Raw genomic sequence first — 22,297 nt, forward strand, 5'->3', positions numbered from 1 at the left:
ATTATCGTGCCAAGCAAGCACGTTAAACAACTAATCAAGCGGCTGTTCAGGTAATGGCTGCCAGCGCTCATCGGTTTGGATACTGATCGAGCGCTTTTTTATTGAAAACAGCCGGCTTACTAAGCATTGATGACCGTAATCAAAGATTGATTAAACTATTTTGAAGCCCATTTGACTTTGAGCATGTTATAATACTTTAAGTTTTATAAGACTATGATTGAAATTAAGTAAAGAAGGGATCTACGTGACACTTACCGGAGCAGATTGGCAGCTTTTAGAATCAATCATCGTTGTCTTGCCGAAAAAGAAACTCAAAAAAGTGTGTAAGCATACCAACGCAACCAAGAAAGCCATTAAGCAGGTACGCAAAGGCCAGTCTTTTGTAAGAGAATGGGACCCAAAAGTGGCATCTCAGACTTTGCAGTATTTAGAAAAGCACGTTTATAAAAAAGACCTGGCCAAAATGAATCAGCACCGTTTGATCTGCAACTATCACGTGATGATCAACGACTTGAATCGGGCAATCTTTGATGAAAACTATCGCGGGCAGTATCCGCCACTGACTCGTGAATCGCGTATTCAGATCGAGCGCAATCCTTTAGTACAGCCGGGGGAAGGCTATCGCAACATTATCGACTACTATCTGGACGATGGGCTGATGGGAGCACCCCGATATGCCAAGCTGCATGAGGCCACGATCGGCGAGGTTCTGGATGAGATGGCGATTATGGGTCAGTACAGCATTTAAGACATTATTCAATCAAAACCAAAGCGCCTGGCAGCCAGCCAGACGCTTTTTTAATTCAGCTTTCAAACAGATACGGCTGATCAAAACGTACCATTAAATCTGGCAGCCGCTGTTTCAATTTTTGCTTTGTGGTCAGATCATAAAAATAACTGGTCTGGGTTTGAACGTCTACCATCTCTAGATAATGGGTATAAACTTCATGGCCAGCCAATTGCTCGAGCACGACTTGTTTTAAAAGCTTGTCTCCTTGCTTGATAGCGTCCTGATCTTCAATAGGGGATGTCTGCCAAAGATTGAGCGAGGCATTGATAAAACGTGAAGTGGGCGTTCTTTTTAAGGGTGGGGGAGTCTTGGAGCCGCGAATCGCCATGATTATCTCGGCATCGCTGGCCGCTTGATCGATTCCCAGATAGTCAGTCAGTTTTTGATGCTGTTTTGCATAGCAGGGACTGTTGGTTAAGACACCCAGCTGGATGGGCTGAATCTTTAAATCAAGCTGGGTGGGCTCGATCAGATAGGTACCAGTGGCATCGCTTAAAAGCCAATGAAATGGATGGACGATGTCATGATCGTGCCAGATTACGCCATTTAGTGCTACTGAATCCAATTCTGCAGCGATTTCGGCAACTGATGCGTGCATGCCCAGCAGCCAGCCGATCAAGTCCTGTGGCGACAGATTAAGACGCTGGCTTTGGGGATGGTCATAATAAACCTGCGGACCGGGAAAATATAGCTCAGCTGCCCATAAGCCCGCCGAATTCAAGCCATCGCCAATCAGATAGTGGTGATTGATTTTGCGCATCCCGCCTAAGATTGCGTAGTCGTTGGCAAATGAGTCACATTCCGGCAGACTCTGCCATTGATAATCGATTGGCAGATATCCCAGCTGCCATGGCGTAGAGCGGGTCGGAAAGTCCATCGTGCGCCCGACAAAGCGATGCTGCTGCCTGGTTGTAAAACTGATTGCCGTACACATGCTATCAACGCCTTTTTCTTAAACTTCACCGCAATTCTAGCATTAATTTAAACGGATCACTAGTTTCATAACCGGCTATAATAAATTTAAAGGAGCTGAAAGAAAATGGGAATTCTACTGCAGATCTTGAGTATTTTGATTGCTCTGGTCGCGATTACGGTTAGTTGGCAGATCGTCCGCAACACGCATCGCATTGCCTTTCATGGTGAATCGGCCTGGCGCAAGGCATTATTTGAGGCAATCGACAATCCGCGCTGGACGGCAGCTGACCTGGAAAAGATCCGCAACCGCATGAACTTAAAGATTCTGGCGTTTTATGAGCATCGCTGTTTTAGTACCGATGATTCACTGCAGCCATCTTTTGAAAAGCTGCGCCACGAATTGGATCGCTTCGCAGAACTGGACAAAGGCGAAAAGTCGCTGGATCTGCGCATCTTTTTTGAAATTGACCGGCTGTTGCGTCTGCTCAATGAAAGCAACCGTGAAACGCTGCCATATTCTGAAACACGGATTTTAAGACAGCTGGTGCGTATGAAACTGAAAAACGACTGGCTGGTCTTTAATGGTCAGAATAAAGAGTTCAATAATGACGAAATCATCGAAAAATGGCTGCCATAACCAGTTGGATGTTTGTATAATTAAATTTAAATATTATGCTCGGCAACTGGATTGAGACCGCCAAAAAACCGAAGTCAAAATCAATGCCGTCAATGAAAAGGTGATCAGCACCGAAACCGATGATTAGCATAAAAATGCTCGTCAAGCTGCTAAAAACTTGGCGGGCATTTTAGCATCCAAATTAAGCAGAGCCGCTTTCCCTAATTTTTGAAAGTAGCATTAAAATTTTAGTTTTAATGCGTTTGTGTTTTAAAATCGTTCAGGATGTCTATATTTATCTATATCTAACATGATCTATCCAAGGAGTTTGCCATGATTAAAATTACTGCCGTTGATCCCCAAGACCTGCCAGCCATCCTGCGCATTGAACGACTTGGCTTTAACGAGGCCGAAGCTGGAACTGCTGCTCAGTATCAAGCGCGGATCAATCAGCTTGCCGATACGTTTCTGGTAGCACGCGACGCCGATCAGCTCGTTGGCTTTATCGTCGGTCCTGTCGTTGATGCGCGTTTTAAATATATTGAAGACTGGATGTATGAAGCTAACGTGCAAAATCGCGCTCAGCCTGGCGGCAACCAGATGATTCAAACGATTGCCGTTGATCCTGATTATCGTGGTCAAGGGATTGGCTCCAGTCTGCTGCAGGCCATTGAAAAACAGGCAATTCAAAATCAGCGGCATCACATCGCGCTGACCTGTTTACTGGATCGCGTGCCATTTTATGAGAAAAACGGCTATGTCAATCAAGGCATCGCGGCGTCAGCGCATGCCGGCGAAGTCTGGTACAACATGACCAAGCTTTTGCCCAGCCAACCGCATCCCCTTGGTTAGCATTTCAGCTATTTCAATCTTTAACTGCGGCTTGTCACTGGACAAAATGAACCTTAGAATAAAAGCAGTCAATTCGTTTTTGAGGAGTGATCTTAATGATTAAAGACGGCTTTATCCCTTTTGGCCCTTACCGAACTTATTATCGGATCGTTGGCAAGCCCAGCGATAAGGCACCTTTACTGCTGCTGCATGGCGGGCCGGGCTCGACACACAACTACTTTGAGGCTTTGGATGAGCTGGCGGAGCGTGATCAGCGGCAATTGATCATGTACGACCAGATTGGCTGCGGCCTTTCCTCAATGCCCGATCATCCCCGGGTCTATCAGGCTGCGACCTGGCTGCGGGAACTAAAGAATCTGCGGGAACGGCTGCATCTGGATCAGATCCATCTATTGGGCCAGTCTTGGGGCGGTATGCTGGCAATCATGTATCTTTGTGATGAAATGCCGGCTGGAATTAAGAGCCTGATTCTTTCAAGCACCCTTTCTAATGCCCAATTATGGGGTCAAGAACAGCACCGTCTGATCAGCTTTATGAGCAAGGAGGATCAGGAAGTCATTGCTCAAGCTGAAGCAGCCAATGATTTCACCGGCGATGCCTATCAGCGGGTCAATGCCCGGTTTATGGAACTGCACGCGGCAGCAGCACCTGATGAGAATGCTCCTGAATATCTGTGGCGCGAGAAAAACGTTGGCGAACTGGCCTATCAAACGGCCTGGGGACCCAATGAGTTTACGCCGACCGGCAATCTCAAGGAATATGACTATACCGACAAGCTGCGCGGTCTATACGTGCCAACGCTGATCACCAGTGGGACCAACGACCTTTGCACGCCCCTGGTTGCCAAGACGATGGCCGATGCCCTGCCCAATTCGCAATGGCATTTGTTTGACGGCACGCGGCATATGTCGTTTGTCGAAAAGCCTTTGGAATATCAAGCAGTACTGCAGGATTGGCTGGATCAGCACGATTAGACCAGCACAAGCAGTCAGACTGCCGCATGATGGTACGTTGCAAAGATGACAAAGCTCCCTGCCCAGACAAATGGCCCCGGCAGAGAGCTTTTTATTTATCAGTGGCTGTCGTTCATCCGTAAGCACACCATAACACTACTGCGCAAAGGCATTGACGGACTAGCTGCAGTGATTGCTGAAAACTATGATGATTATTAAAAGTGTACTATTTTGTGTACACAAATGTTATAATTAAACCAACAAACCAAGGTGGTGAATGATCGTGATTGAAGCTGTAACGACACGAGAATTGCGGAAAAATTTCAAGAAGTATGCTGATGATATAGTTGAATATGGTGATACGGTTTTGGTTGCAAGACCCGAAAATAAGAATGTTGTAATGATTTCTGAAAAAGAGTACAACTCTTGGCAAGAAACCAACTATCTGCTAAAAAGCGAGGCGAACAGGGATGCTTTAAAGCATTCGATTGAACAGCTCGGCAAGCAGGAACATTTTTTAACGCCAGAAGAATTTGAGAGCTTAAACAGTCATGAATAAGCTGAATATTGTTTTTACAGCCGATGCTTGGGAAGAATATTTGGAATGGAAAAAGGTCAATCGATCAATGGTTAAACGTATTGACAAGCTGATCAGTGATACAATTAGGCATCCCTTTTCCGGATTGGGAAAGCCAGAGCCTTTACAACATGACCTGCAAGGATTTTGGTCTAAAAAAATTAATGACGAGCATCGCATGGTATACGCGGTAACTGAGACGGCTATTCAAATCATCCAACTAAAGTATCACTATCATAAATAAGCAGAAAGGCCCCAGCGAACTTGCTGAGGCCTTTTTAAGATAACAGATCCAATCAATGGTGTGATTGCGTTCATGCATGCATAAAGTCGCAGTAATAGTCACAATGCATGGCTTGCGGAACCTGATCCCATTTGACTGGATAGCCGGCACCATGCGCGCAGAAAACCGAATCCGGCGTATTGGCCAGATCGGCAGTCGGCAGATAGTCCGCCTGCTGAATAATCTCGTCGGCATTATGACATGGTCGATAGCCAGCCGGCAGACACTCCAGCTGCCCCTGACCATGCGTATAGCCGCGCAGCACCGTGGCATAGTCGCTCATTTGGGCAACTGGCGCCAGACCGGTCAGCAAAACGCTGTCAGTCGTCTGATCACCAAGCGGGTCAACCTCGCCATGCATTCGCTGCAGATCGTTAAGCGCGCGACCAACCTGAGTACTTGGAACTATTAGGCGGAAACGATACCACGGCTCCAAAAGCTGACACTGCTGCCGAGCTTTTAGAGTCATTAGTCCCTGCCGCAGCGCGCGACTGGCAGCTTGACGGAAGTCCCCGCCCTCAGTATGTTTAACGTGCGCGCGGCCGCCAACCAGCGTCACCTTGACATCAGTCAGCGGAGCGCCAATCAAAACGCCTTTGGGACTGGCCTGCTCCAGACTGGTAATAATCTGATGCTGCCAGTTTTTATTCAGCACATCGACACTGCATTGGCTGGCATAGCGCATCCCTGCTCCCCGCTTGGCCGGTTCCAGCAAGAGATGGGCTTCGGCATAGTGCCGCAATGGCTCAAAGTGGCCGACTCCCTCGATTGGCGCGGTGATGGTCTCGCGATACAAAATGCCGCCCTTAATGAAGTCGACATCTATATCGAATCGTTCTAGAAGCAGCTGCTGCATAATCTCGAGCTGTACGTTCCCCATGATCTGAACGCGAATCTCCTGCAGCTGCTCATCCCAGACCACGTGCAGCAGTGGATCTTCGTCAGCCAGTGTCTGCATGGCCTTTAAGCATTGGTGAACGTCATTTTCTTTCGGGTCAACCGCATAGCTCAACACGGGCTGCATAAGCGTCTGCGTATCGTCTTTAAGCTTCCCCAGTCCTTGCCCCGGATAGGTTGTCGTCGGTCCGGCAATGGCACAGGTAGCGCCTGATGCAACCTGATTGACAATGGTAAACTTACTGCCATTGTATACCCGCAGCTGATTGGCTTTTTGATCCGGTAAAATCGCGGTCTTTGCCTTGAGACTGCCGCCCATCACCCGTACCCAGGTTAAGCGCTCGCCCCGTTCATCATGTGAGACCTTAAACACACGAGCCGCAAACTCGCTGGAAAATTCACGGGGCTGCGTCCATTGAGCAAGTGAAGCCAGCAAGGCATCAATCCCCTGCAGCTTTAATGCTGAGCCAAAGCAGCAGGGAAAAAGCTGTCGGTGTTGAATCATCTGCCGAATCCGCTCATCTGAAAGCTGTCCTTGATCCAGATACTCTAAAAGCGCGGCATCATCTTGCATAGCCAGTTCTTCATGATCAAATGCTTTAAGATTGCCATTAAAATCCGTCAACGCAAAACAGCCTGGCGCCAGCTCAGTCTGCAGCTGACTAAGGACAGCCTGACCATCAGCCGTATCAGCATCCATTTTGTTGATAAAGATAAAAGTCGGGACGCGGTTTTCAGTCAGCAGCTGCCAAAGCGTTCTGGTATATCCTTTCACGCCATCGGTTGCCGAAATTACCAAAACCGCATAGTCTAAAACCCGCAGCGCCTGTTCAGTCTGAGCGGCAAAGTCAACGTGGCCAGGGGTATCCAGCAGCGTGACGGTCATATTGTCATACTCAAGCTTGGCCTGATGCGAAAAAATCGTAATGCCGCGCTTTTTTTCAAGCTGATCAGAATCCAGGAATACATCCCCATTGTCAACGCGTCCCAGGCGGCGAATGATTCCCGTCTGATAAAGCAGCGCCTCTGAAAGTGTTGTTTTACCGGCATCGACATGTGCGATCATGCCAATCGTAATCTGTTTGCTCAATTCAATTCTCCTTTATGGCAGTGAGTTGCCAGCTGCCAGATAGATATCGTACCATTCCTGGTTGGTCAAGGTTATATCGCTGCCCAATGCACTGTCAATCAGATGCCGCGGATTCATCGTCCCCAAAAGCACCTGCATGTTAGCGGGATGTTTGAGAATCCAAGCGACCGCGATGGCATTTTTAGAGACTTGATACTTATCGGCAAGCTGCTTTAACACCGCGTTTAATTCAGGGAACTTCTCATTATCGATAAAGGTTCCCGCAAACGTACCATATTGAAACGGCGACCAGGTTTGAATCGTCATTTGCCTGCACCGCGCGTACTCCAACACTCCCCCATCATGATTGAGCGAGGCCGGATCGGTCATGTTGGTATGCAGACCAAAATCAATCATCCCCGTATGCATGATCGAAAACTGCAGCTGATCGATCAAAAGCCGCTGGGAGCAGGCCTGCTGCAGCAGTTCAATCTGTTGCGGGTTGAAGTTGGAAACGCCAAAGTGCCGCACTTTACCGGCTTTTTGCAGCTCATCAAAAGCCGCGGCAACCTCGCCAGGATCCATCAACGGGTCGGGACGATGAATCAAGAACGAATCCAGATAGTCAATGCCCATTCGTTTTAAGATGCCATCCACGGCAGTCAGCAGATGCTTTTTAGAAGAATCATAGCGGGTAATGCGGCCCGTTTCATCAGCAAACAGCCCGCCCTTGGATTGAATATAAAAATCATCCCGGTGCAGCCCGCTTTGTTTGAGTGCCTGACCGAAATGAATCTCGGATGAGCCGCGGCCAAGCTTGGGATCACGACCATAGATGTCAGCCGAATCGATAAAGTTGATGCCGGCTTCATGAGCGGCCTGGAGCGTCTTAACGGCCTCAGCAGCGGGCAGTGTCCCCATTCGCATAATTCCTAAGGCAACGTTTGACACTTCCCAGCTTGTCGCGCCAATTTTAATCGTCTGCATTGATAAACGCCTTCTTTGTTTTTATTAAAATCAGTATAACCCAAAATAAAAAAATCTCCTAAAACTCATGCTGGTTCTAGGAGAATGCGGTCAATGCGACTGATCTGGCAGATTATAAGTAAAGCCCTCGCCTTCCACACTGGCGATGTCAAACGTAGTAATAAAGGCATGCGGATCGATGTCATTGATCAAGCGTTTCAAGGTCACGACTTCTTCAGAGGCCACTACGCAATAGACGGCTTGCCCTGGCTGATGCGAATAGGCGCCTTCGCTTTTCAGCAGCGTGACGCCCCGTTCCAGCTGCCACATGATCTGATTGCTGATTTCCTCAGCTTGTGTCGAGATGATGATAAAGCCTTGTGCAGGATAGGAACCGGCCTGCGTAAAGTTAACCACCTTGGAAAAGACATAGGATGCTAACAGCGTGTACATCATTTTACGAATATCGATATAGGAAAGCGATGCCGTTAAAACGATCGCGTCACAGATTAAAAGCGAACGCCCCATTGGAACGCCGCGATGCCTTTCAAACATCCGCGCGACGACATCCGACCCGCCCGTCGTACCATCAAAACGGTAGACGATTCCTGAGCCAAAGCCGCCGATCAGACCAGCCAAGACCCCAGAAAGGAACAGGTCATGCTGAATATCCAGAGTGAATGGGACGCGCTGCCAAATCCAGATCCACACTGAAAGCCAGATCGTGCCATAGACGGTATAGATCAAAGCGCGCCGTCCCAACAGCCGATACCCGATAATAATCAGCGGAATGTTGATGCAAAGTGTCGAAATGGAAGGATCAACATGAAACAGGTGATAGATAATCAAAGAAATCCCGGTAACCCCGCCTTCCGCTAATCGATTGGCAATGTTGATCTTAACGAATCCCAATGCATAAATGCCGCAGCCGATCGTGATCATCAGCAGATCCAACAGCCTTACTTTATTTGTTGATGCCTGCTTGAGCATTGCATCACCCGCCTTTCTTAAGTCATGTTCGATCAATTCAGCTTCCCATGCCAGGCAGCTGATTAAATAACTAAATTCTAGATGCAAACCGGTTGTTTAGTCAAATCACGCCGTTTAACGATATAATAGAAGTCAATTAAATTGGGAGGCAGTGGGATGCAGAAAAAGAAATGGAGCCTGCTTTTAGGAATCATACTGGGAATGATGATGCTGACGATTCCAGCACGTGCGGCTACGAATTCAGCAACGTTTATCTTTCATGATCGAACCGGCAGTCAGCGTGACGAGACGCCATTAATTACAGCCGCGCAAAAAGATGGCGTGAAGCTAAGCGTTTTGCATGCCAAGGTCAGTGCGCAAGGAAAGGTCAGGCTGAGCGGAAAATTGACAAAGGAAACGGCGCCCGTAATCGAAGTCGAGTTTGCCAAGCATGAAGGCAGCTATTCTAAAACTGCGCAATGGTCATATCAAGTTATCAAACAAGCACGGGCTAAGTGGCATTTTAAGACCATGAACCTGGTGGGAATTGGTACTGGCAATATGGGCCTGCTGAACTGTCTGACGAGATATGCCGATGAAAGTCAGCTGCCAAGCCTTGCCAAACAGGTTGCCATTGCTGGTCCTTTTAATGGCACGCATATTCAGCCAAACGCCGATTCAAAGCTGATGAAAAACGGCCGCCCCTATCATATGAACATGCTTTATCATGAGCTGCTTGGCTTAAAAAAGACCTACCCCAAGTCAAGCGCCGTCTTAAACATCTACGGCAATCAAGGCAATCATTCGGATGGAACAATTGCCAATCGCTCATCACGTGCGCTGAAATATTTGGTAATGCCACGCGCCAAGAGTTATCAAGAACAAGAAGTCAAGGGCACGCGTGCAGGTCATGATCAGCTGACGCGCAACCCGCAAGTACAGACTGCCGTAATCAAGTTTTTATGGAAATAATTAAAACGCTGAATCATCTATCCTTGAGAGAATTGATTCAGCGTTTTTTTGATGCTCACGGCCATGCTTGATCAACGGTCGCCCGGATTACAAAAGCGGTGCCGGATCTAACCTCAGTAATTTTTAACGACTGCCTGAACTGCCAATAAACACGTCCCGTTGGCTGCTTATTGACTGTCCATTCGCCAAGCATGTGAAGAAAATCAGGCTTTGACAAGATAACCGCCTTGAAATTACCTACGATACACGGATTTTTAATCAATAGTAGGTAAATGTATATTGGATTTTCCAGCATTTACCTACTTTTGCCGGCTTTTTTCCAATTTGTAGGTAAAGATGCATATTTAAAGGTTGATTGGACCAGTCCGACTTTGTGATTTACCTACAATGGCGCAGATTTTAGTCAATAGTAGGTAAAGTTAGGCATCCCTAACTCGATATACATCATTTTTTACCTACTATGCAGCCTGTTTTGAAAAAAAGTAGGTAATGATTTTTTCGTCATACGTTTTATGCAGGATTTTTTGCATAATGATCCAGCTTGAGAAGATTTTGGCTGCCATTAACGCCAAACGACTACCTATTTCATTATCATGACGCTATTGTTGTGACTGTTTGGGCGACGAGACCGCTGATTCGCCAGCTGCTAATGTCTGAAAATACTTGTCGAGATAGACTTTGTGACTGACCGTCATAATCAGGTTGCGCAGCATGCGTTTTTGTTCGGTATGATCATGCCCCACTACTGCCAGCTCATCTTGCAATCCAAACACGTATCGTAAGACGTTTTCCAGTTCTTCACAGAAATAGTCATAGGCTGTCTGCGTATCATAGCTTTGCTGTTGAATCCGGATTGCCAGTTTCAGATTATCCAGCTGCAGGACGTTTTTAGCCACGGCAATAAACATCAGCTCGGCCAGCTGCTCTGTTTGATAAAGCTTCTTTTGCGGCCGCGAGATCAAACCATGCTTGACATAGTTGCTGATCATGGAGCTGGTCAGCTTAACGTCGCCTAATGGACTGAGACACTGATTCAGATAATTGGTCGTCTGTTCCAGATAAAGGCCAACGTTAGGCAGATCTTGATAGCGCGGCAGTTTAAAATCAATCAGGTCTTGGGCCATTTTTTGTTCTCTCTTGGTCATCATAGTTTCCTTTCACAAATCAATTAAAAATATTATAGCTCAGTCTTGATAATTAAACTAATAGTATCTTAAATTCTCTTTCCGGTTTTTAAAAAACTTGACGTTGGAAATCGGATCAACTAAACTTCAATTAAAGAGTTTTCGAAAAACCGCTAATGTAATCGAGGTAACTATTAATGAAAAAGATCGTCGTTGACTCCGGCGCCAATCTGCTGGAAAAATCCATCAAAAACGTTGAATGCGTTAATGTTCCGCTCACCCTGACAATTGAAGATCAAGTCTGGTCTGACGATGAAGCCCTTAACCTGTCTGCTTTCACGGCCGCCTTGCAGCAAACGAGCCAGCCGGCCACCTCTTCATGTCCCAATCTGGCACAGTGGCTGACCGCTTATGAAGATGCTGATGAAATCTACGTCTTAACGATTACTGGCAAAATGTCGGGCAGCTATAGTACCGCTCAGCAAGCCGCGGCAATTTATCTTGAGTCGCATCCCGCTGCTAAGATTCAGGTCTTTGACTCGCTTTCAGCTGGACCGGCAATGCATTTAATGGCTGAAAAACTGGCTGAGCTGATCAATAGCGGCCTGTCGTTTGACCGCGTCGTGATGGCTTTAAATGAATTCATGTCGCAAGTTGAGCTGATCTTTGCACTGGGTTCATTAGATAATCTGGCGGCAAACGGTCGGATCAGTCCCGTATTGGCTAAAGTGGCGCATTTAATGAATCTACGAGTGATCGGTACGGCGGATCAAGGCAGCTTTAAAATGCTGACTAAGGCACGCGGCCCAAAGAAATGCTTCCAAGCCCTGATTAGCCAGATGGAACAAAAAGGCTATCAAGGCGGCGCGGTCAGAATCGATCACGTGCAGAATCGAGCAGCTGCCGAACAGTTTCAGCAGCTGCTGTTGGCTGAGTATCCCAATGCCAGCGTAGTAATTGGCGAATGCCGCGGACTATGCAGTTTTTATGCTGAGCAGGGCGGTCTGATGATTGGTTTTGTCAAGGGCTATGAGCAGCAATAGTCATCCTTTTTACTGCGATCAAAAATTCGTATACTGCTATCAGTAAAAGTTATTTTACTTAACATCTAAAAACCGCTATGCTAAAAGAAATTCAAATTGGGGGACTTGAAAATGCACGGATTTCTTTTAAAAAAGTGGCGGTGGCTGCTGACGGTTTTGGTATTGGCAGTAATTGGCGGTGGACTTTGCTGGTGGCAGCGAGCCCAGGCAGCTCAACAGTTCGTTCAATCCAAAACGCCGACCTTCTTTTTCCATGGCTATGGCAGCAGCCGTCATGCTGAAGAACACATGGCTAACGCCGCCAAACGAGCAGGGGCGACCAATACGATTATCTGGGCAAATGTCGACCGTGCTGGCAAGGTTACCTTCCATGGTCAGATCAAGGCCAACGCCATTAATCCGATCATTGAGGTCAACTATGAAAACCCGCGGGAAACCAACTATCATACTGATGGACAGTGGGCCTTCAACGTTTTGAGCGCGGCTAAGCAAAAATGGGGTTTCAAAAAGATGAATCTGGTTGGTCACTCAATGGGTAATATGGACATTATGTATTGCCTTTTGGATCATCCCAACAGCCAGCAGCTGCCGAAACTGCAAAAACAAGTTGACATTGCCGGACATTTCAATGGCTTGAATGGCGAGGACCAGGCATCATCAAAGCTGGCTGAAGATGGCAAGCCGACTGTGACCAATCGTTTCTATCGTGAGCTGACTAAGCTGCGAACGACCTATCCAACCGGCGTCAAAATCTTAAATATCTATGGCAATCTGCAGGACGGCTCCAATTCTGATGGCACGGTCCCTAACAACTCATCCAAATCACTGCGCTATCTGGTGTCGCCAGTTGCCAAATCGTATACTGAGCATGAAATTAAAGGTCCACGCGCTCAGCACAGCAAATTACACAGCAACTCACAGGTTGATTCCCTGCTGATCAATTTCTTGTGGAGAAAATAATACAGCTCAATACAGCGTCATCTGGTTTTCAGAATGGCGCTGTTTTTAATTGGTCTAGTTTAATTCAAATTGATGAATCTGATTAGAAATCCAATGAATGATTAAAATAAAGACAAAAAAGGCCCTTTTTTTCTTTTTTAAGCAACTAAAATTGATTAAAACTTGTGATTATTCGTTTATCCCCTAAATTGGTTTACACGTCGGTCAGCTGGTGATAAAGTCTTAAACCATAAAGAGAAAGCAGATTGATTTTGAAAGGTGTGTTAATAATGAGAAAAGAACACGATTCACTTGGCATTCAAAGCGTTCCCCAAACTGCCTACTATGGCATTCATACCGTCCGGGCTCGCAGCAACTTTCCAGCTGTCAGCAGCGTCAATGATCGAGAGCTGATCAAGAACTTCCTACGCGTCAAGCTGGCCTGTGCCCGTGCCAACCAAAAAGCGGGCCGCTGGGATGATGAGCGTGTTCCAATGGCGATTGCCAAAGCCTGCCAGGATCTGTTGGCACACTTTGAGGAATATGAAGATGAATTTGCCATCCCTGCAATCCAAGGCGGTGCTGGCACGAGTACCAACATGAACGTTAACGAAGTCATTGCCAACCGGGCGATTGAGCTGCTGGATGGACAAAAAGGCGACTATCAGCTGGTCAACCCCAACGATGACGTCAACAAATCACAGTCGACCAACGATACCTACCCAACCGCGGGCCATCTGACCATGATTCAGCTTACGGATCGTCTGTCGCTAACGCTGAAAAAAGTAATTGCAACGCTCAAGCAGCTGGCTGAAAAATACCAAGCCACGCTTAAAATGGGCCGTACTCAATTGGAAGATGCGATCCCAACCACGTTTGGCCGCTCGTTTCATGCTTATGCCTCACTGTTGGAACGCGACCTCAAACGCCTTAAAGCTGCCCGTGATCAGCTGTTGACGGTGCCTTTGGGTGGAACGGCGATTGGCACCAGCTTGACTGCCACGCATGAGTATCTCAAAAACGTAATCACGGAGCTGCAAAACGTCACGCTGCTGCCGGTAAAAGGCTGTGAAGATCTGATTGATGGCGTGCAAAACACTGATGAATACGTTCAGCTTTCGGGTGCCTACAAGTCATTGGCCGTTGATCTTTCTAAAATGTGCAACGACCTGCGCCTGTTGGGATCGGGTCCGCAAAACGGCTTGGGCGAACTAAACCTGCCGCAGCGTCAAGCCGGTTCTTCAATCATGCCGGGTAAGGTCAACCCGGTCATCCCTGAATTCGTAACCCAGACTGCCTACCAGGTGATCGGTCATGACGCGACCATCACTATGGCTGCCGAAGCCGGACAGCTGGAACTCAACGCTTTTGAGCCGGTTATGTTCTTTGATCTGTTTGACGATGCCCGCCTGTTGAACGGTGCCTTGCAGACGCTTAACGAAAACTGCCTGATGGGAATTACCGTAAACGTGGAGCGCTGTCGGCAGATGGTTGAATCTTCCGCGGAAGCCGCGACTGCCCTTTCTCCGCTTTTAGGATATGAAACCGTCAGCCATCTGGTTAAAAAGGCCTTAAAAGAACAGCGGCCGATTCGTGAACTGGTTGGTGATCGTCTAACAACGGCAGAATTGGATCAAGCCCTGGCGCCGACCGCATTCTTTGTTAAATAACGTTGCTTAATGAAAAACAGGCTCAGCAGCAATGCTGGGCCTGTTTTTGGTCGATCAGGACAGGTTGAAAATCGACTGAACCTCGCGCAGTACGCCGTCATGATCGTTATCATAACTGGTGATGCGGTTGGCGAGCTTTAAAATATCGGGACTGGCATTTTTCATGGCCACCCCCAGACCGGCTTCCTGCAGCATTTGCCGGTCATTTGATGAATCACCAAAGGCTACGACGTTTTTTAGCTGATCATGATCGTCATTGATAATCAGTTCTTTTAGTCCGGCTGCTTTGTTGACGCCCAAAGGTAAGACGTCCATACAGCCAAAGCCGCTATAGGTTGCATAAACCGGATAGCGCTCAATCATCTGTTGAGCAAAACCGCGGATCTGGTCTGGCGTGACTTGATGATTGAGCCAGATCGGATTAACGTTATAGATCTTATCGTCAACCTGAGTCAGATCATCAACAAAATCGATATTGATTCCAAACGGCCAGGCTTTTAGGTCAGAAATCCTGGTGCCCCAGGTATGGTTCCAACCAGTCAGCAAAATTACATCAGGCGTAACTGGCAACGCGTTGACTGCTTTGATCAGCTCATTGACCTGTGACTTGGCGTGCGTTCTTTCAAAAACGACCTGCCCTTTTTGGACGATCAGCGCGCCATTGATTGAGATAAACGTGTCAATCAATGGACAAGGCGCAAAACACTTTTTTAAAAATCGATAGCTGTCACCACTGGCCACGATCCAAGAAACGTTTTGCTGCTGCAGCTGACCTAATGCCATATTCAAAGCAGCAGAATTTAGCTGGTGCCGACTGTCAAGCATGGTGCCATCGACGTCGGTTGCGATATAGCGATACATGGCGATCCTCCCTTCAATCGATTGAGGATAATAAAGATGATTCTGATTAATAGCGACGCTTGCGCAGACCTAAAAAGCCAAAGCTCAGCATCCCCATCAGCATGCCCAGAATCGTCATTCCTAAACCATTGCGATTGCCGGTCTGTGGCAGGAGCTGTTCAAAAATTGATGGCTCAGCAGTCGTAATGGCGTTGGACGTGCTTAAGAGCTGACTGTCGCCGTGCTTAGCCTGACTGACCTTTGTTGGTTCACTGGTTGCCTTGACCGTAACGTCTTTAAGGCTGCTCTGCTTGTTCGATTTGCTGTTGGACGTCTTGGTGCTGGAAGCGGTGCTTTGCGAAGATGACGTCTGATTAGCATCCTTGGCGACGGCTTCAATCGCCATCAGCAGGTTGGCTTTTTCCAGGGCATCCTGTGCTTTATTCAAGGCATCGACAGCATCGTTTAATTCTTTCTCTGCATCGCTCAGCCTGTCTTTTTGCGTTTCAACGTCTTTATTGGCATTGGCTAAAGCCGTCTGTGTTTCATTGACCTTTTGCAGTGCCGATGGAATCAGCCCATAGATATGTAAGACTCCATAGTTGTCCATCGCGACGCCGACATATTCAGTATTGGTACTCAGCAGCATTCTGGCATGGCTGTTTTGCGAGTGAGCATCGTTAAACAGCATATCCCAAATCGAGACCGTGGCAACACGCTTTAAATCGCCCATGGTTTTAATCAGCGTGGAAGCAATGTTTGGATTCTTTTCTGAAATAATACCAATGTTTTCCCAGCTGGCCTTAACTTTGTCGCTGGTGCCATTATACTGGTATTCAACGTTATTAAAAAGCTTATCAAGATCATGAGCTTTGTCAAGATCAATCAGCGGCTCCTGCTCATCTGGCTTGGCAGTTTTGTTTTTGGCTTCAATTGCTTTGTTTTGAGCAATGATTTCCTGTAACTTGACACTGGTATTCCAGTTTTGGCTATTATAGGCATAATTAACGATTGCCAACGCCTGGGCCAAGGTCATGTCGTTGTAGATCCAAGCCGTCAGCCCAAATCTAGCCCGAATCTGATTGATCAAAGCGGCAACATAATTGCTGATCTCGCTTTGCTGAGCCAGCGTCAGTTTGGTTGGATCAAGCGTCATGCTTTCATCATCCAGTGTCGGCACGACGGTTAAGGCATCCTTGAGACTTGGATCCATTTCGTATTTCTGCGTGGCCGAATTGAGATGCCAGTTTTCGGTAACGTTAGTCTCGCCAATCTGATTCTTAACGTTAGCTGATTCATCAGATGACGTATTGTCAAACATGCTTAGATTGGCATTTTTGGTGTCAATCGTACTGCCGTTTAAAGCGGCTGCCTGTTCAGCACTGGATGGCATTTGTGATTGAGCCGCCGCACTGGCAATGGCATAGTTGCTCTGCGCGGCACTGGCTGCACTGGCCGCGCTGCTTTGGACAGCTGCTGCCGAATTAACCGCTGCCGAAGCCAAGACCACGGCGGCAGAAGCAGAATTCACGTTTTGCTGAGCCTGGGAAACGGCGGCCTGCGCGCTGGCAACGGCACATTGCGCATCGGTAGTCGAAGTTGCAGCATTTGGATTAGTCGTCGTAATTTGTGCAGTGGAATTGTTGACGGTATCGGCATGAGCTTCCTGCCAGCCACCGCCAAAAAACGCTGCACCGGCAATGACTCCTGCCGTTAAGACCGATTGTTTTAAATGTTGATTCTTCATCTTAGATTACTCCCTTATCAAACAAGTTGGTGGTCAAACCAATCTCAATATTTACTTTACCGATTTCCACATTTCATGTCAAACCATGCTCAAAACTTAGCAAGAATCTTTCTGGCAAATCTGATACTATATAATAGTAGAAACAAATAGAAAAGAGGAAACATATGGAAGCCGATAAGTATTTGAAACTGATCGATGAGGAACTGTCGCGGCTCCCAGATTACGTTAATGAATACCGCCTTGGAACCAATCATGCCATTACGACAACCTATCAGTATCTGACTGAGATTCGTCGGTTTATGGATTGGCTGCGTACCAGCGGCCTGGTTGATGCCAAGTCCAATCGAGAAATTCCGACTTCAGTATTGGAACACCTGCGTCGCAATGACATCATGCTTTATATCGATCATCTGCGCCATACTACCAATGCTCAGGGACGCGTCAACTCGCCAACCTCAATCAATCGTTCAATCAATGCCCTGCGCAGTTTGTTCAAGTTTTTGACGGTCACTGCTGACAACAACGATGGCGAGCCTTATTTTGAGCGCAACGTCATGCTCAAGATCAATTCGCTAAATGATACCAAGACCTTGAACTATCGCGCCCATGCTTTGGCTGCGCACATGTATCGGGGTCAGATGAAGTTTGATTTCATTGATTTTATTGAAAACCGCTATCCAAAAGTATGCGACAAGCGTTCATTGCCCGCATACCGGCGTAATAAGGAACGCGACATCGCGATCGTTGCCTTGATCTTGGGGACCGGAATCCGGGTTTCTGAGACCGCCAACGTCAACGTTAATGATATCAACTGGCAGCAGCAGATGTTGGACGTTACCCGTAAAGGTGGCCAAAAAGACAGCGTGCCGATTGCTCCGTGGGCAGTCAAATATGTACAGGACTATCGCGATCTACGAGCTCAGCGCTACGGGGCTACTAAAAAGGACCAGGCTTTCTTTTTGACGATCTATCAAGGAAAAACGCGCCGGATTACTGCCAATGCCATTGAACGGATGGTTAAAAAGTATTCGACGGCATTTGGCCATCCCTTGACCCCGCACAAGCTGCGTCACACTTTGGCCTCGGAGCTGTATGACGTAACCAAGGATCAGGTTTTGGTCTCTCAGCAATTGGGACAAAAAGGCACCTCGGCTACCGATCTCTACACGCACGTTGACCAAAAAGAGCAAAAGGCAGCGTTAAGAGAAATCAGCGAGCAGGCAAACCAAGCGCCGCAAAATGAATAATCAAGCTGCTGTCTGGCAATGGCTAGACAGCAGCTTTTTATCAGCATTGATTTTACATAATATTCAAAACGTAATATTCAATCGAGATGCCGATAACTATTATTCAGTTGGTTCTCCATTTTAGCTGTCGATTTAAAGTAGCCAATTTGGCATGCTGGCCGACCTAGATTAAATCCCCCTTCTCTGCAACATTATGCATGACTTATGATCCCTACCAATAATAAGCCTAGGTCAGGACGCCTAAAACGACTGTTAAGATCCTTGGCAAATTATTATTTGCAAAATCGCCGCTCAGCCGCATCTAAGCGACCAACTACCCACGCAGATTGATTTCAGTGCGTCTGAGAGCCAAATTCTGAAAATACCTGGTTTTACGCTGATTTCTGGTGCCAAAACGTTAATCGTAAGACACTTTTGATAAAAGAATCTTACACTAAACTGCCACAAATGCCGTTAAATCAAGATTTTTGATTGGCAGAAAAACGTGTAAGACTGTTATATGATTATATTGAAAAATAGGCTTGTTGATTTTTAGCTGTTAATCAGGCGGATTTAAAAGCAGACAGCTGGTTAACCCAAAATAATTAACGTCCATAATATTATGTAAAAAATTAAAGACTTTTAATTTTCACGCCTTTCTTGTATCATTAAAACCATCAATCAATTCAAGGATGTGAGATTTTGAAGAATATCGTGATTATTGCAACTGGTGGTACGATTGCCGGCAGTGGTGAAGCTGGCCGGACTACTGAATATCGGGCAGGAACGGTAGCGGTGGCTGATATCTTAAAGAGCGTGCCCCAACTGGGAAAATTGGCCAACATTGAAATGATTTCTTTAATGAGCGTTGATTCCAATGAAATGGACGAGCAGAAATGGCTGCAGCTGCGCGAGGTTATCAATCGGCAGGCCGCTCGTGATGATGTAGATGGCATCGTGGTTACGCATGGCACCGATACGATTGAAGAAACGGCCTATTTTTTAAACTTAACGGTCAATACTGCCAAGCCAGTCGTTTTGACGGGAGCAATGCGGCCGGCAACTGCTACTAGCGCTGATGGTCCCTTCAACATCTACCAAGCCGTTGCGCTGGCAGCAGATGATCAGACCTATGACTGCGGCGTGGTCTGTCTGTTTTCCAGTACGATCTACTCAGCGCGCGATATTGCCAAGATCAACAACTATAAAATTGATGCCTTCAGCAGTCTGAATGATCATGCCGCACTAGGATACATGCGTGACGCTGAGGTCTTTATTACCAGTCGGCCAGTATCAAAACACACGATTCACTCCAGGTTTTCAAAGCTTGAATATTCAACATTGCCCAAAGTTGGCGTGGCGGTCTATTACGCAGGGGCCCCGGCTGAGGTTTTAGAACTACTGGGACAAGACTGCGATGGATTGGTAGTAATTGGAACCGGGAGCGGCAACTATTCTCAAGCCTGGCGCCAGAAACTGGATGCGTTGGCTGAACAGGGCGTGGTTGTCGTGCGCAGCTCACGGGTATCAAATTCAATCGTTTTTGACGAACCGATTTTTGACCCGCATGATCACTTTATTGGAGTCAATACCCTCACCTCTTATAAAGCCAGAATTCTGCTGATGCTTTGTCTGACCCAGACTAACGACATTGCTGCGATTCGGCAGACCTTTTTTAAATACTGAACTGCTAAAAAGCGACCCCTATCTGCATTTAGGAGTCGCTTTTTGTTTTTTACAGTTTATATATTATGTTAAATTTTCGCTAATCAATAAATCAGCACTGCTTTCTTAACGGCGCTTCTCATCTTTGAGGCTGCGCAGATAAGTCGCGTCTTGCCCAACCTCCAGACAGCCCAGATAAGTGCCATCTTCACGACGAACGGCAATGTATTCCAGATGGATAAAACGCTCACCATGCAGACTAAACCAAAACTCTTCGCGATCACTGGCCCCCTCATGAAAACTGGTAAGAATTTTCTTAACCTTAGGCTGGGCCTTGGGCGGATGGCAGTTGTAGACGGATCGCCCAATCACGCTCTTGGTCCGCGGAAAGATGCGATCAGGAATATCTGAATACCAGCGGACCTGATCAGTCGCGTCGACAAAGGTCAGATCAACTGGAAGCAGCTTAAAGATTGCGATCAATTCTTCCGGACTCAGCTGACCGGTTGCCAGATCGATTCTGGCTTGCGGATCAACTGGCAAGTTAGCTGCTGGTTCTTGATGATTTGGCTGAGTGATTTGGTTAACCTGCGCGTCAGTGGCGGCCAGTTGTTTGGCGATTTCATTAAACTGCTGGCCCAGTGCGGAGTTGGTGGGCTTGTTTGCCGCATCAGCAAGCTCCTGTTCGGTAGGCTGCCAATTGATTGGCGGTGAGATCAGCGTATAGCCGATCGAATCCTCATCTGCTCGTACGCGGGCCCAGTCAGCAGGCGTGGCAACCTCAGCAAGCATTGGCAGCATGATGTCTTCTTCTTTAACGATCATTGCCAAGACTTCCTGAGCGGCTTTTTCTACGGCTGCCTCAATGACATATTTGTCGGGCAACGGCTGCTGATCGACCAGCTGACAGGCTTTTTTGATATAGCCGCGAATGTCGTCGTCAACGCCCCACATGACCTTGGGCGGTGCCGTAATGCCATATTTATCCATTAGTGGAAACAAGGTATTTTCTTTTCTGGCATAATGCCGATCGATGGTCATCAGATCTTTTAGGGCCTGTTGCATTCGCTTGAGATATTCGTTCTCACTGCCATCTTGCTGCCACTTTTTAAGACAGGGCAGCAGTTCGTCATTGATTAAAGAGTCAATGATCTTGTTCTCCAGTTTCAGTGTGTAGACGGGATGTCCAGGAGTATCAAAAGCAGCGGTTGGCTTGCCCGGCGCAATGGCATCCTTAAACAGTGCTACATGCACGTTGCATAATTTTTGAATCTCACGTGGGTCCAGACCATTGGCAATCAGCTCTCTTTCGGCTGCCGTAATCTCAGCTACGTCAACGTTGGCAAATTCTTGATCAAATAACTGCTTGGCCTGATCAAAATTGCCACCATTGCTTAAAAAAGTCAGAATCTTGACCAGCTGCTGCTGACGCTGATGGAGATTATGCGGTTCAGTCATGGTTAATCACCTCATACCCATGTCGTTTAAAAGTGTCGATTACAAGGTGCTTATCAATATTCATCGCTAGACAGCCCCGATTGATATTGACGAAACGGCCAACCGTGTCAAGCATCCCAGGAATCTTGATTTTATCAAAGCCGGCTTCGACCATGATAGCGATAAAATCAGGATCCTGTTGGGCCAGATCGTGTACTGGTCGGCTAAAGTCAACGGTTTTGATGGTCATGCAGGCTACCTCCAATTCCTAACTGACGGCGTGCTTTGGGCGACATTCTGGCAATACTCCAGACTGGATACCAGACCAGCTGGACGCGGGCATCACGAATACCGGGCACGTTTTGAGCGGCTTTTTCGATGTCATTTTGTAAAAAACTGCTTAGCGGACAGCCAGGTGTCGTTAAACTCATCTTAATGCGGCAACAGCCCTGTTCATCGACTTCAACTTCATATATCAGGCCTAGATCAACAATGCTGACGTTAAGCTCAGGATCGATTACAGCAGTGAGCGCGTCCCATACTTGTTGTTCAACTGGGGTCATCTCATCCCTCCTAATCCATTTCTCTGCGCTTTATTTTAGCATGATTATCTGGTTTCCTTATTAATTTTTTTATTGCTCAAAGCCAACACTGATCAAACGCTCGCCGAAAATCAGCTTATTTTTTTGCTTTCGTTGCCTGTTCGCCCCCTAGTATCAGCCTCATTTAAAGCTAAAAAGCTGGTTG

The 22,297-nt window shown here is 47.1% G+C and carries 22 protein-coding genes; 12 read left to right on the plus strand and 10 right to left on the minus strand.

Annotated elements, in window-relative coordinates; genetic code table 11:
• Positions 1-244 precede the first annotated feature (244 nt).
• A complete protein-coding gene (locus ABC765_RS05760) occupies positions 245-748 on the plus strand; it encodes a hypothetical protein (RefSeq protein ID WP_347953234.1) in 504 nt (167 codons plus the stop codon).
• Positions 749-803: 55 nt separating this feature from the next.
• On the opposite strand, the gene ABC765_RS05765 is transcribed toward ABC765_RS05760, so the two are convergent.
• Entirely contained in the window at positions 804-1,724 is a 921-nt protein-coding gene (locus tag ABC765_RS05765) for a linear amide C-N hydrolase (protein ID WP_347979896.1), read from the minus strand.
• A gap of 105 nt (positions 1,725-1,829) precedes the next feature.
• On the opposite strand from ABC765_RS05765, the gene ABC765_RS05770 reads away from it, so the two are divergent.
• The 5 genes from ABC765_RS05770 to ABC765_RS05790 all read left to right on the plus strand — a co-directional run bounded on the left by ABC765_RS05770 (position 1,830) and on the right by ABC765_RS05790 (position 4,947).
• On the plus strand, positions 1,830-2,342 hold the full coding sequence (locus ABC765_RS05770; RefSeq protein WP_347979897.1) for a hypothetical protein: 513 nt from the start codon (positions 1,830-1,832) through the stop codon (positions 2,340-2,342).
• A gap of 312 nt (positions 2,343-2,654) precedes the next feature.
• Positions 2,655-3,173 carry a GNAT family N-acetyltransferase gene (locus tag ABC765_RS05775; protein ID WP_347979898.1) on the plus strand — a complete coding sequence of 173 codons (519 nt, stop codon included), beginning with the start codon at positions 2,655-2,657 and terminating at the stop codon, positions 3,171-3,173.
• A 95-nt stretch (positions 3,174-3,268) separates the two neighbouring features.
• Positions 3,269-4,147: a proline iminopeptidase gene (gene pepI, locus ABC765_RS05780; RefSeq protein ID WP_347979899.1), complete on the plus strand. Its 879-nt coding sequence runs from the start codon at positions 3,269-3,271 to the stop codon at positions 4,145-4,147.
• Between the two features lie 256 nt (positions 4,148-4,403).
• The gene (locus tag ABC765_RS05785; protein ID WP_128513202.1) at positions 4,404-4,685 is read left to right on the plus strand and encodes a type II toxin-antitoxin system Phd/YefM family antitoxin; all 282 of its coding nucleotides are present in this window, start codon (positions 4,404-4,406) and stop codon (positions 4,683-4,685) included.
• Positions 4,678-4,947 (plus strand): Txe/YoeB family addiction module toxin, encoded by a 270-nt coding sequence (locus tag ABC765_RS05790; protein ID WP_347953239.1) that lies wholly within the window; start codon positions 4,678-4,680, stop codon positions 4,945-4,947. The genes ABC765_RS05785 and ABC765_RS05790 overlap by 8 nt, the downstream gene beginning before the upstream one ends.
• A gap of 70 nt (positions 4,948-5,017) precedes the next feature.
• On the opposite strand, the gene ABC765_RS05795 is transcribed toward ABC765_RS05790, so the two are convergent.
• The 3 genes from ABC765_RS05795 to ABC765_RS05805 all read right to left on the minus strand — a co-directional run bounded on the left by ABC765_RS05795 (position 5,018) and on the right by ABC765_RS05805 (position 8,908).
• On the minus strand, positions 5,018-6,973 hold the full coding sequence (locus ABC765_RS05795; RefSeq protein ID WP_347979900.1) for a translation factor GTPase family protein: 1,956 nt from the start codon (positions 6,971-6,973) through the stop codon (positions 5,018-5,020).
• Between the two features lie 12 nt (positions 6,974-6,985).
• A complete protein-coding gene (locus ABC765_RS05800) occupies positions 6,986-7,939 on the minus strand; it encodes an aldo/keto reductase (RefSeq protein ID WP_347979901.1) in 954 nt (317 codons plus the stop codon).
• A gap of 90 nt (positions 7,940-8,029) precedes the next feature.
• Positions 8,030-8,908: a YitT family protein gene (locus ABC765_RS05805; protein WP_347980932.1), complete on the minus strand. Its 879-nt coding sequence runs from the start codon at positions 8,906-8,908 to the stop codon at positions 8,030-8,032.
• 156 nt (positions 8,909-9,064) lie between these two features.
• Between ABC765_RS05805 and ABC765_RS05810 the strand changes: the two genes are divergently transcribed.
• The gene (locus ABC765_RS05810) at positions 9,065-9,859 is read left to right on the plus strand and encodes an alpha/beta hydrolase (protein WP_347979902.1); all 795 of its coding nucleotides are present in this window, start codon (positions 9,065-9,067) and stop codon (positions 9,857-9,859) included.
• A gap of 599 nt (positions 9,860-10,458) precedes the next feature.
• On the opposite strand, the gene ABC765_RS05815 is transcribed toward ABC765_RS05810, so the two are convergent.
• The gene (locus ABC765_RS05815; protein ID WP_347979903.1) at positions 10,459-11,007 is read right to left on the minus strand and encodes a DUF1836 domain-containing protein; all 549 of its coding nucleotides are present in this window, start codon (positions 11,005-11,007) and stop codon (positions 10,459-10,461) included.
• Between the two features lie 173 nt (positions 11,008-11,180).
• On the opposite strand from ABC765_RS05815, the gene ABC765_RS05820 reads away from it, so the two are divergent.
• The 3 genes from ABC765_RS05820 (at position 11,181) to ABC765_RS05830 (ending at position 14,635) form a co-directional block, all read left to right on the plus strand.
• Positions 11,181-12,026: a DegV family protein gene (locus ABC765_RS05820; protein WP_347979904.1), complete on the plus strand. Its 846-nt coding sequence runs from the start codon at positions 11,181-11,183 to the stop codon at positions 12,024-12,026.
• A gap of 111 nt (positions 12,027-12,137) precedes the next feature.
• Entirely contained in the window at positions 12,138-12,986 is an 849-nt protein-coding gene (locus ABC765_RS05825; protein ID WP_347979905.1) for an alpha/beta hydrolase, read from the plus strand.
• Between the two features lie 269 nt (positions 12,987-13,255).
• Positions 13,256-14,635 (plus strand): aspartate ammonia-lyase, encoded by a 1,380-nt coding sequence (locus ABC765_RS05830; protein ID WP_347979906.1) that lies wholly within the window; start codon positions 13,256-13,258, stop codon positions 14,633-14,635.
• A gap of 54 nt (positions 14,636-14,689) precedes the next feature.
• Here the strand turns inward: ABC765_RS05830 and ABC765_RS05835 are convergent, their stop codons facing one another.
• Positions 14,690-15,496: an HAD-IIB family hydrolase gene (locus ABC765_RS05835; protein ID WP_347979907.1), complete on the minus strand. Its 807-nt coding sequence runs from the start codon at positions 15,494-15,496 to the stop codon at positions 14,690-14,692.
• A gap of 46 nt (positions 15,497-15,542) precedes the next feature.
• Positions 15,543-17,222, minus strand: coding sequence for an SEC10/PgrA surface exclusion domain-containing protein (locus tag ABC765_RS05840; RefSeq protein ID WP_347979908.1), 1,680 nt, complete (start codon positions 17,220-17,222; stop codon positions 15,543-15,545).
• 164 nt (positions 17,223-17,386) lie between these two features.
• Here ABC765_RS05840 and xerS point away from each other — a divergent pair, with 164 nt between their 5' ends.
• Positions 17,387-18,469 carry a tyrosine recombinase XerS gene (gene xerS, locus ABC765_RS05845; RefSeq protein ID WP_347979909.1) on the plus strand — a complete coding sequence of 361 codons (1,083 nt, stop codon included), beginning with the start codon at positions 17,387-17,389 and terminating at the stop codon, positions 18,467-18,469.
• A gap of 681 nt (positions 18,470-19,150) precedes the next feature.
• Positions 19,151-20,134, plus strand: coding sequence for an asparaginase (locus tag ABC765_RS05850; protein ID WP_347979910.1), 984 nt, complete (start codon positions 19,151-19,153; stop codon positions 20,132-20,134).
• 105 nt (positions 20,135-20,239) lie between these two features.
• Here ABC765_RS05850 and ABC765_RS05855 read toward each other — a convergent pair whose 3' ends face one another.
• The 3 genes from ABC765_RS05855 to ABC765_RS05865 are packed head-to-tail and all read right to left on the minus strand — an operon-like array spanning position 20,240 to position 22,113.
• The gene (locus tag ABC765_RS05855) at positions 20,240-21,571 is read right to left on the minus strand and encodes a DUF438 domain-containing protein (protein WP_347979911.1); all 1,332 of its coding nucleotides are present in this window, start codon (positions 21,569-21,571) and stop codon (positions 20,240-20,242) included.
• Positions 21,564-21,800, minus strand: coding sequence for a DUF1858 domain-containing protein (locus ABC765_RS05860; RefSeq protein ID WP_347979912.1), 237 nt, complete (start codon positions 21,798-21,800; stop codon positions 21,564-21,566). The genes ABC765_RS05855 and ABC765_RS05860 overlap by 8 nt, the downstream gene beginning before the upstream one ends.
• A complete protein-coding gene (locus ABC765_RS05865) occupies positions 21,781-22,113 on the minus strand; it encodes a metal-sulfur cluster assembly factor (protein WP_347979913.1) in 333 nt (110 codons plus the stop codon). The genes ABC765_RS05860 and ABC765_RS05865 overlap by 20 nt, the downstream gene beginning before the upstream one ends.
• Between the last annotated feature and the right edge of the window lie 184 nt (positions 22,114-22,297).

Source organism: Limosilactobacillus sp. WILCCON 0051 (assembly GCF_039955095.1).
Taxonomy (GTDB): Bacteria; Bacillota; Bacilli; order Lactobacillales; family Lactobacillaceae; genus Limosilactobacillus; species Limosilactobacillus allomucosae.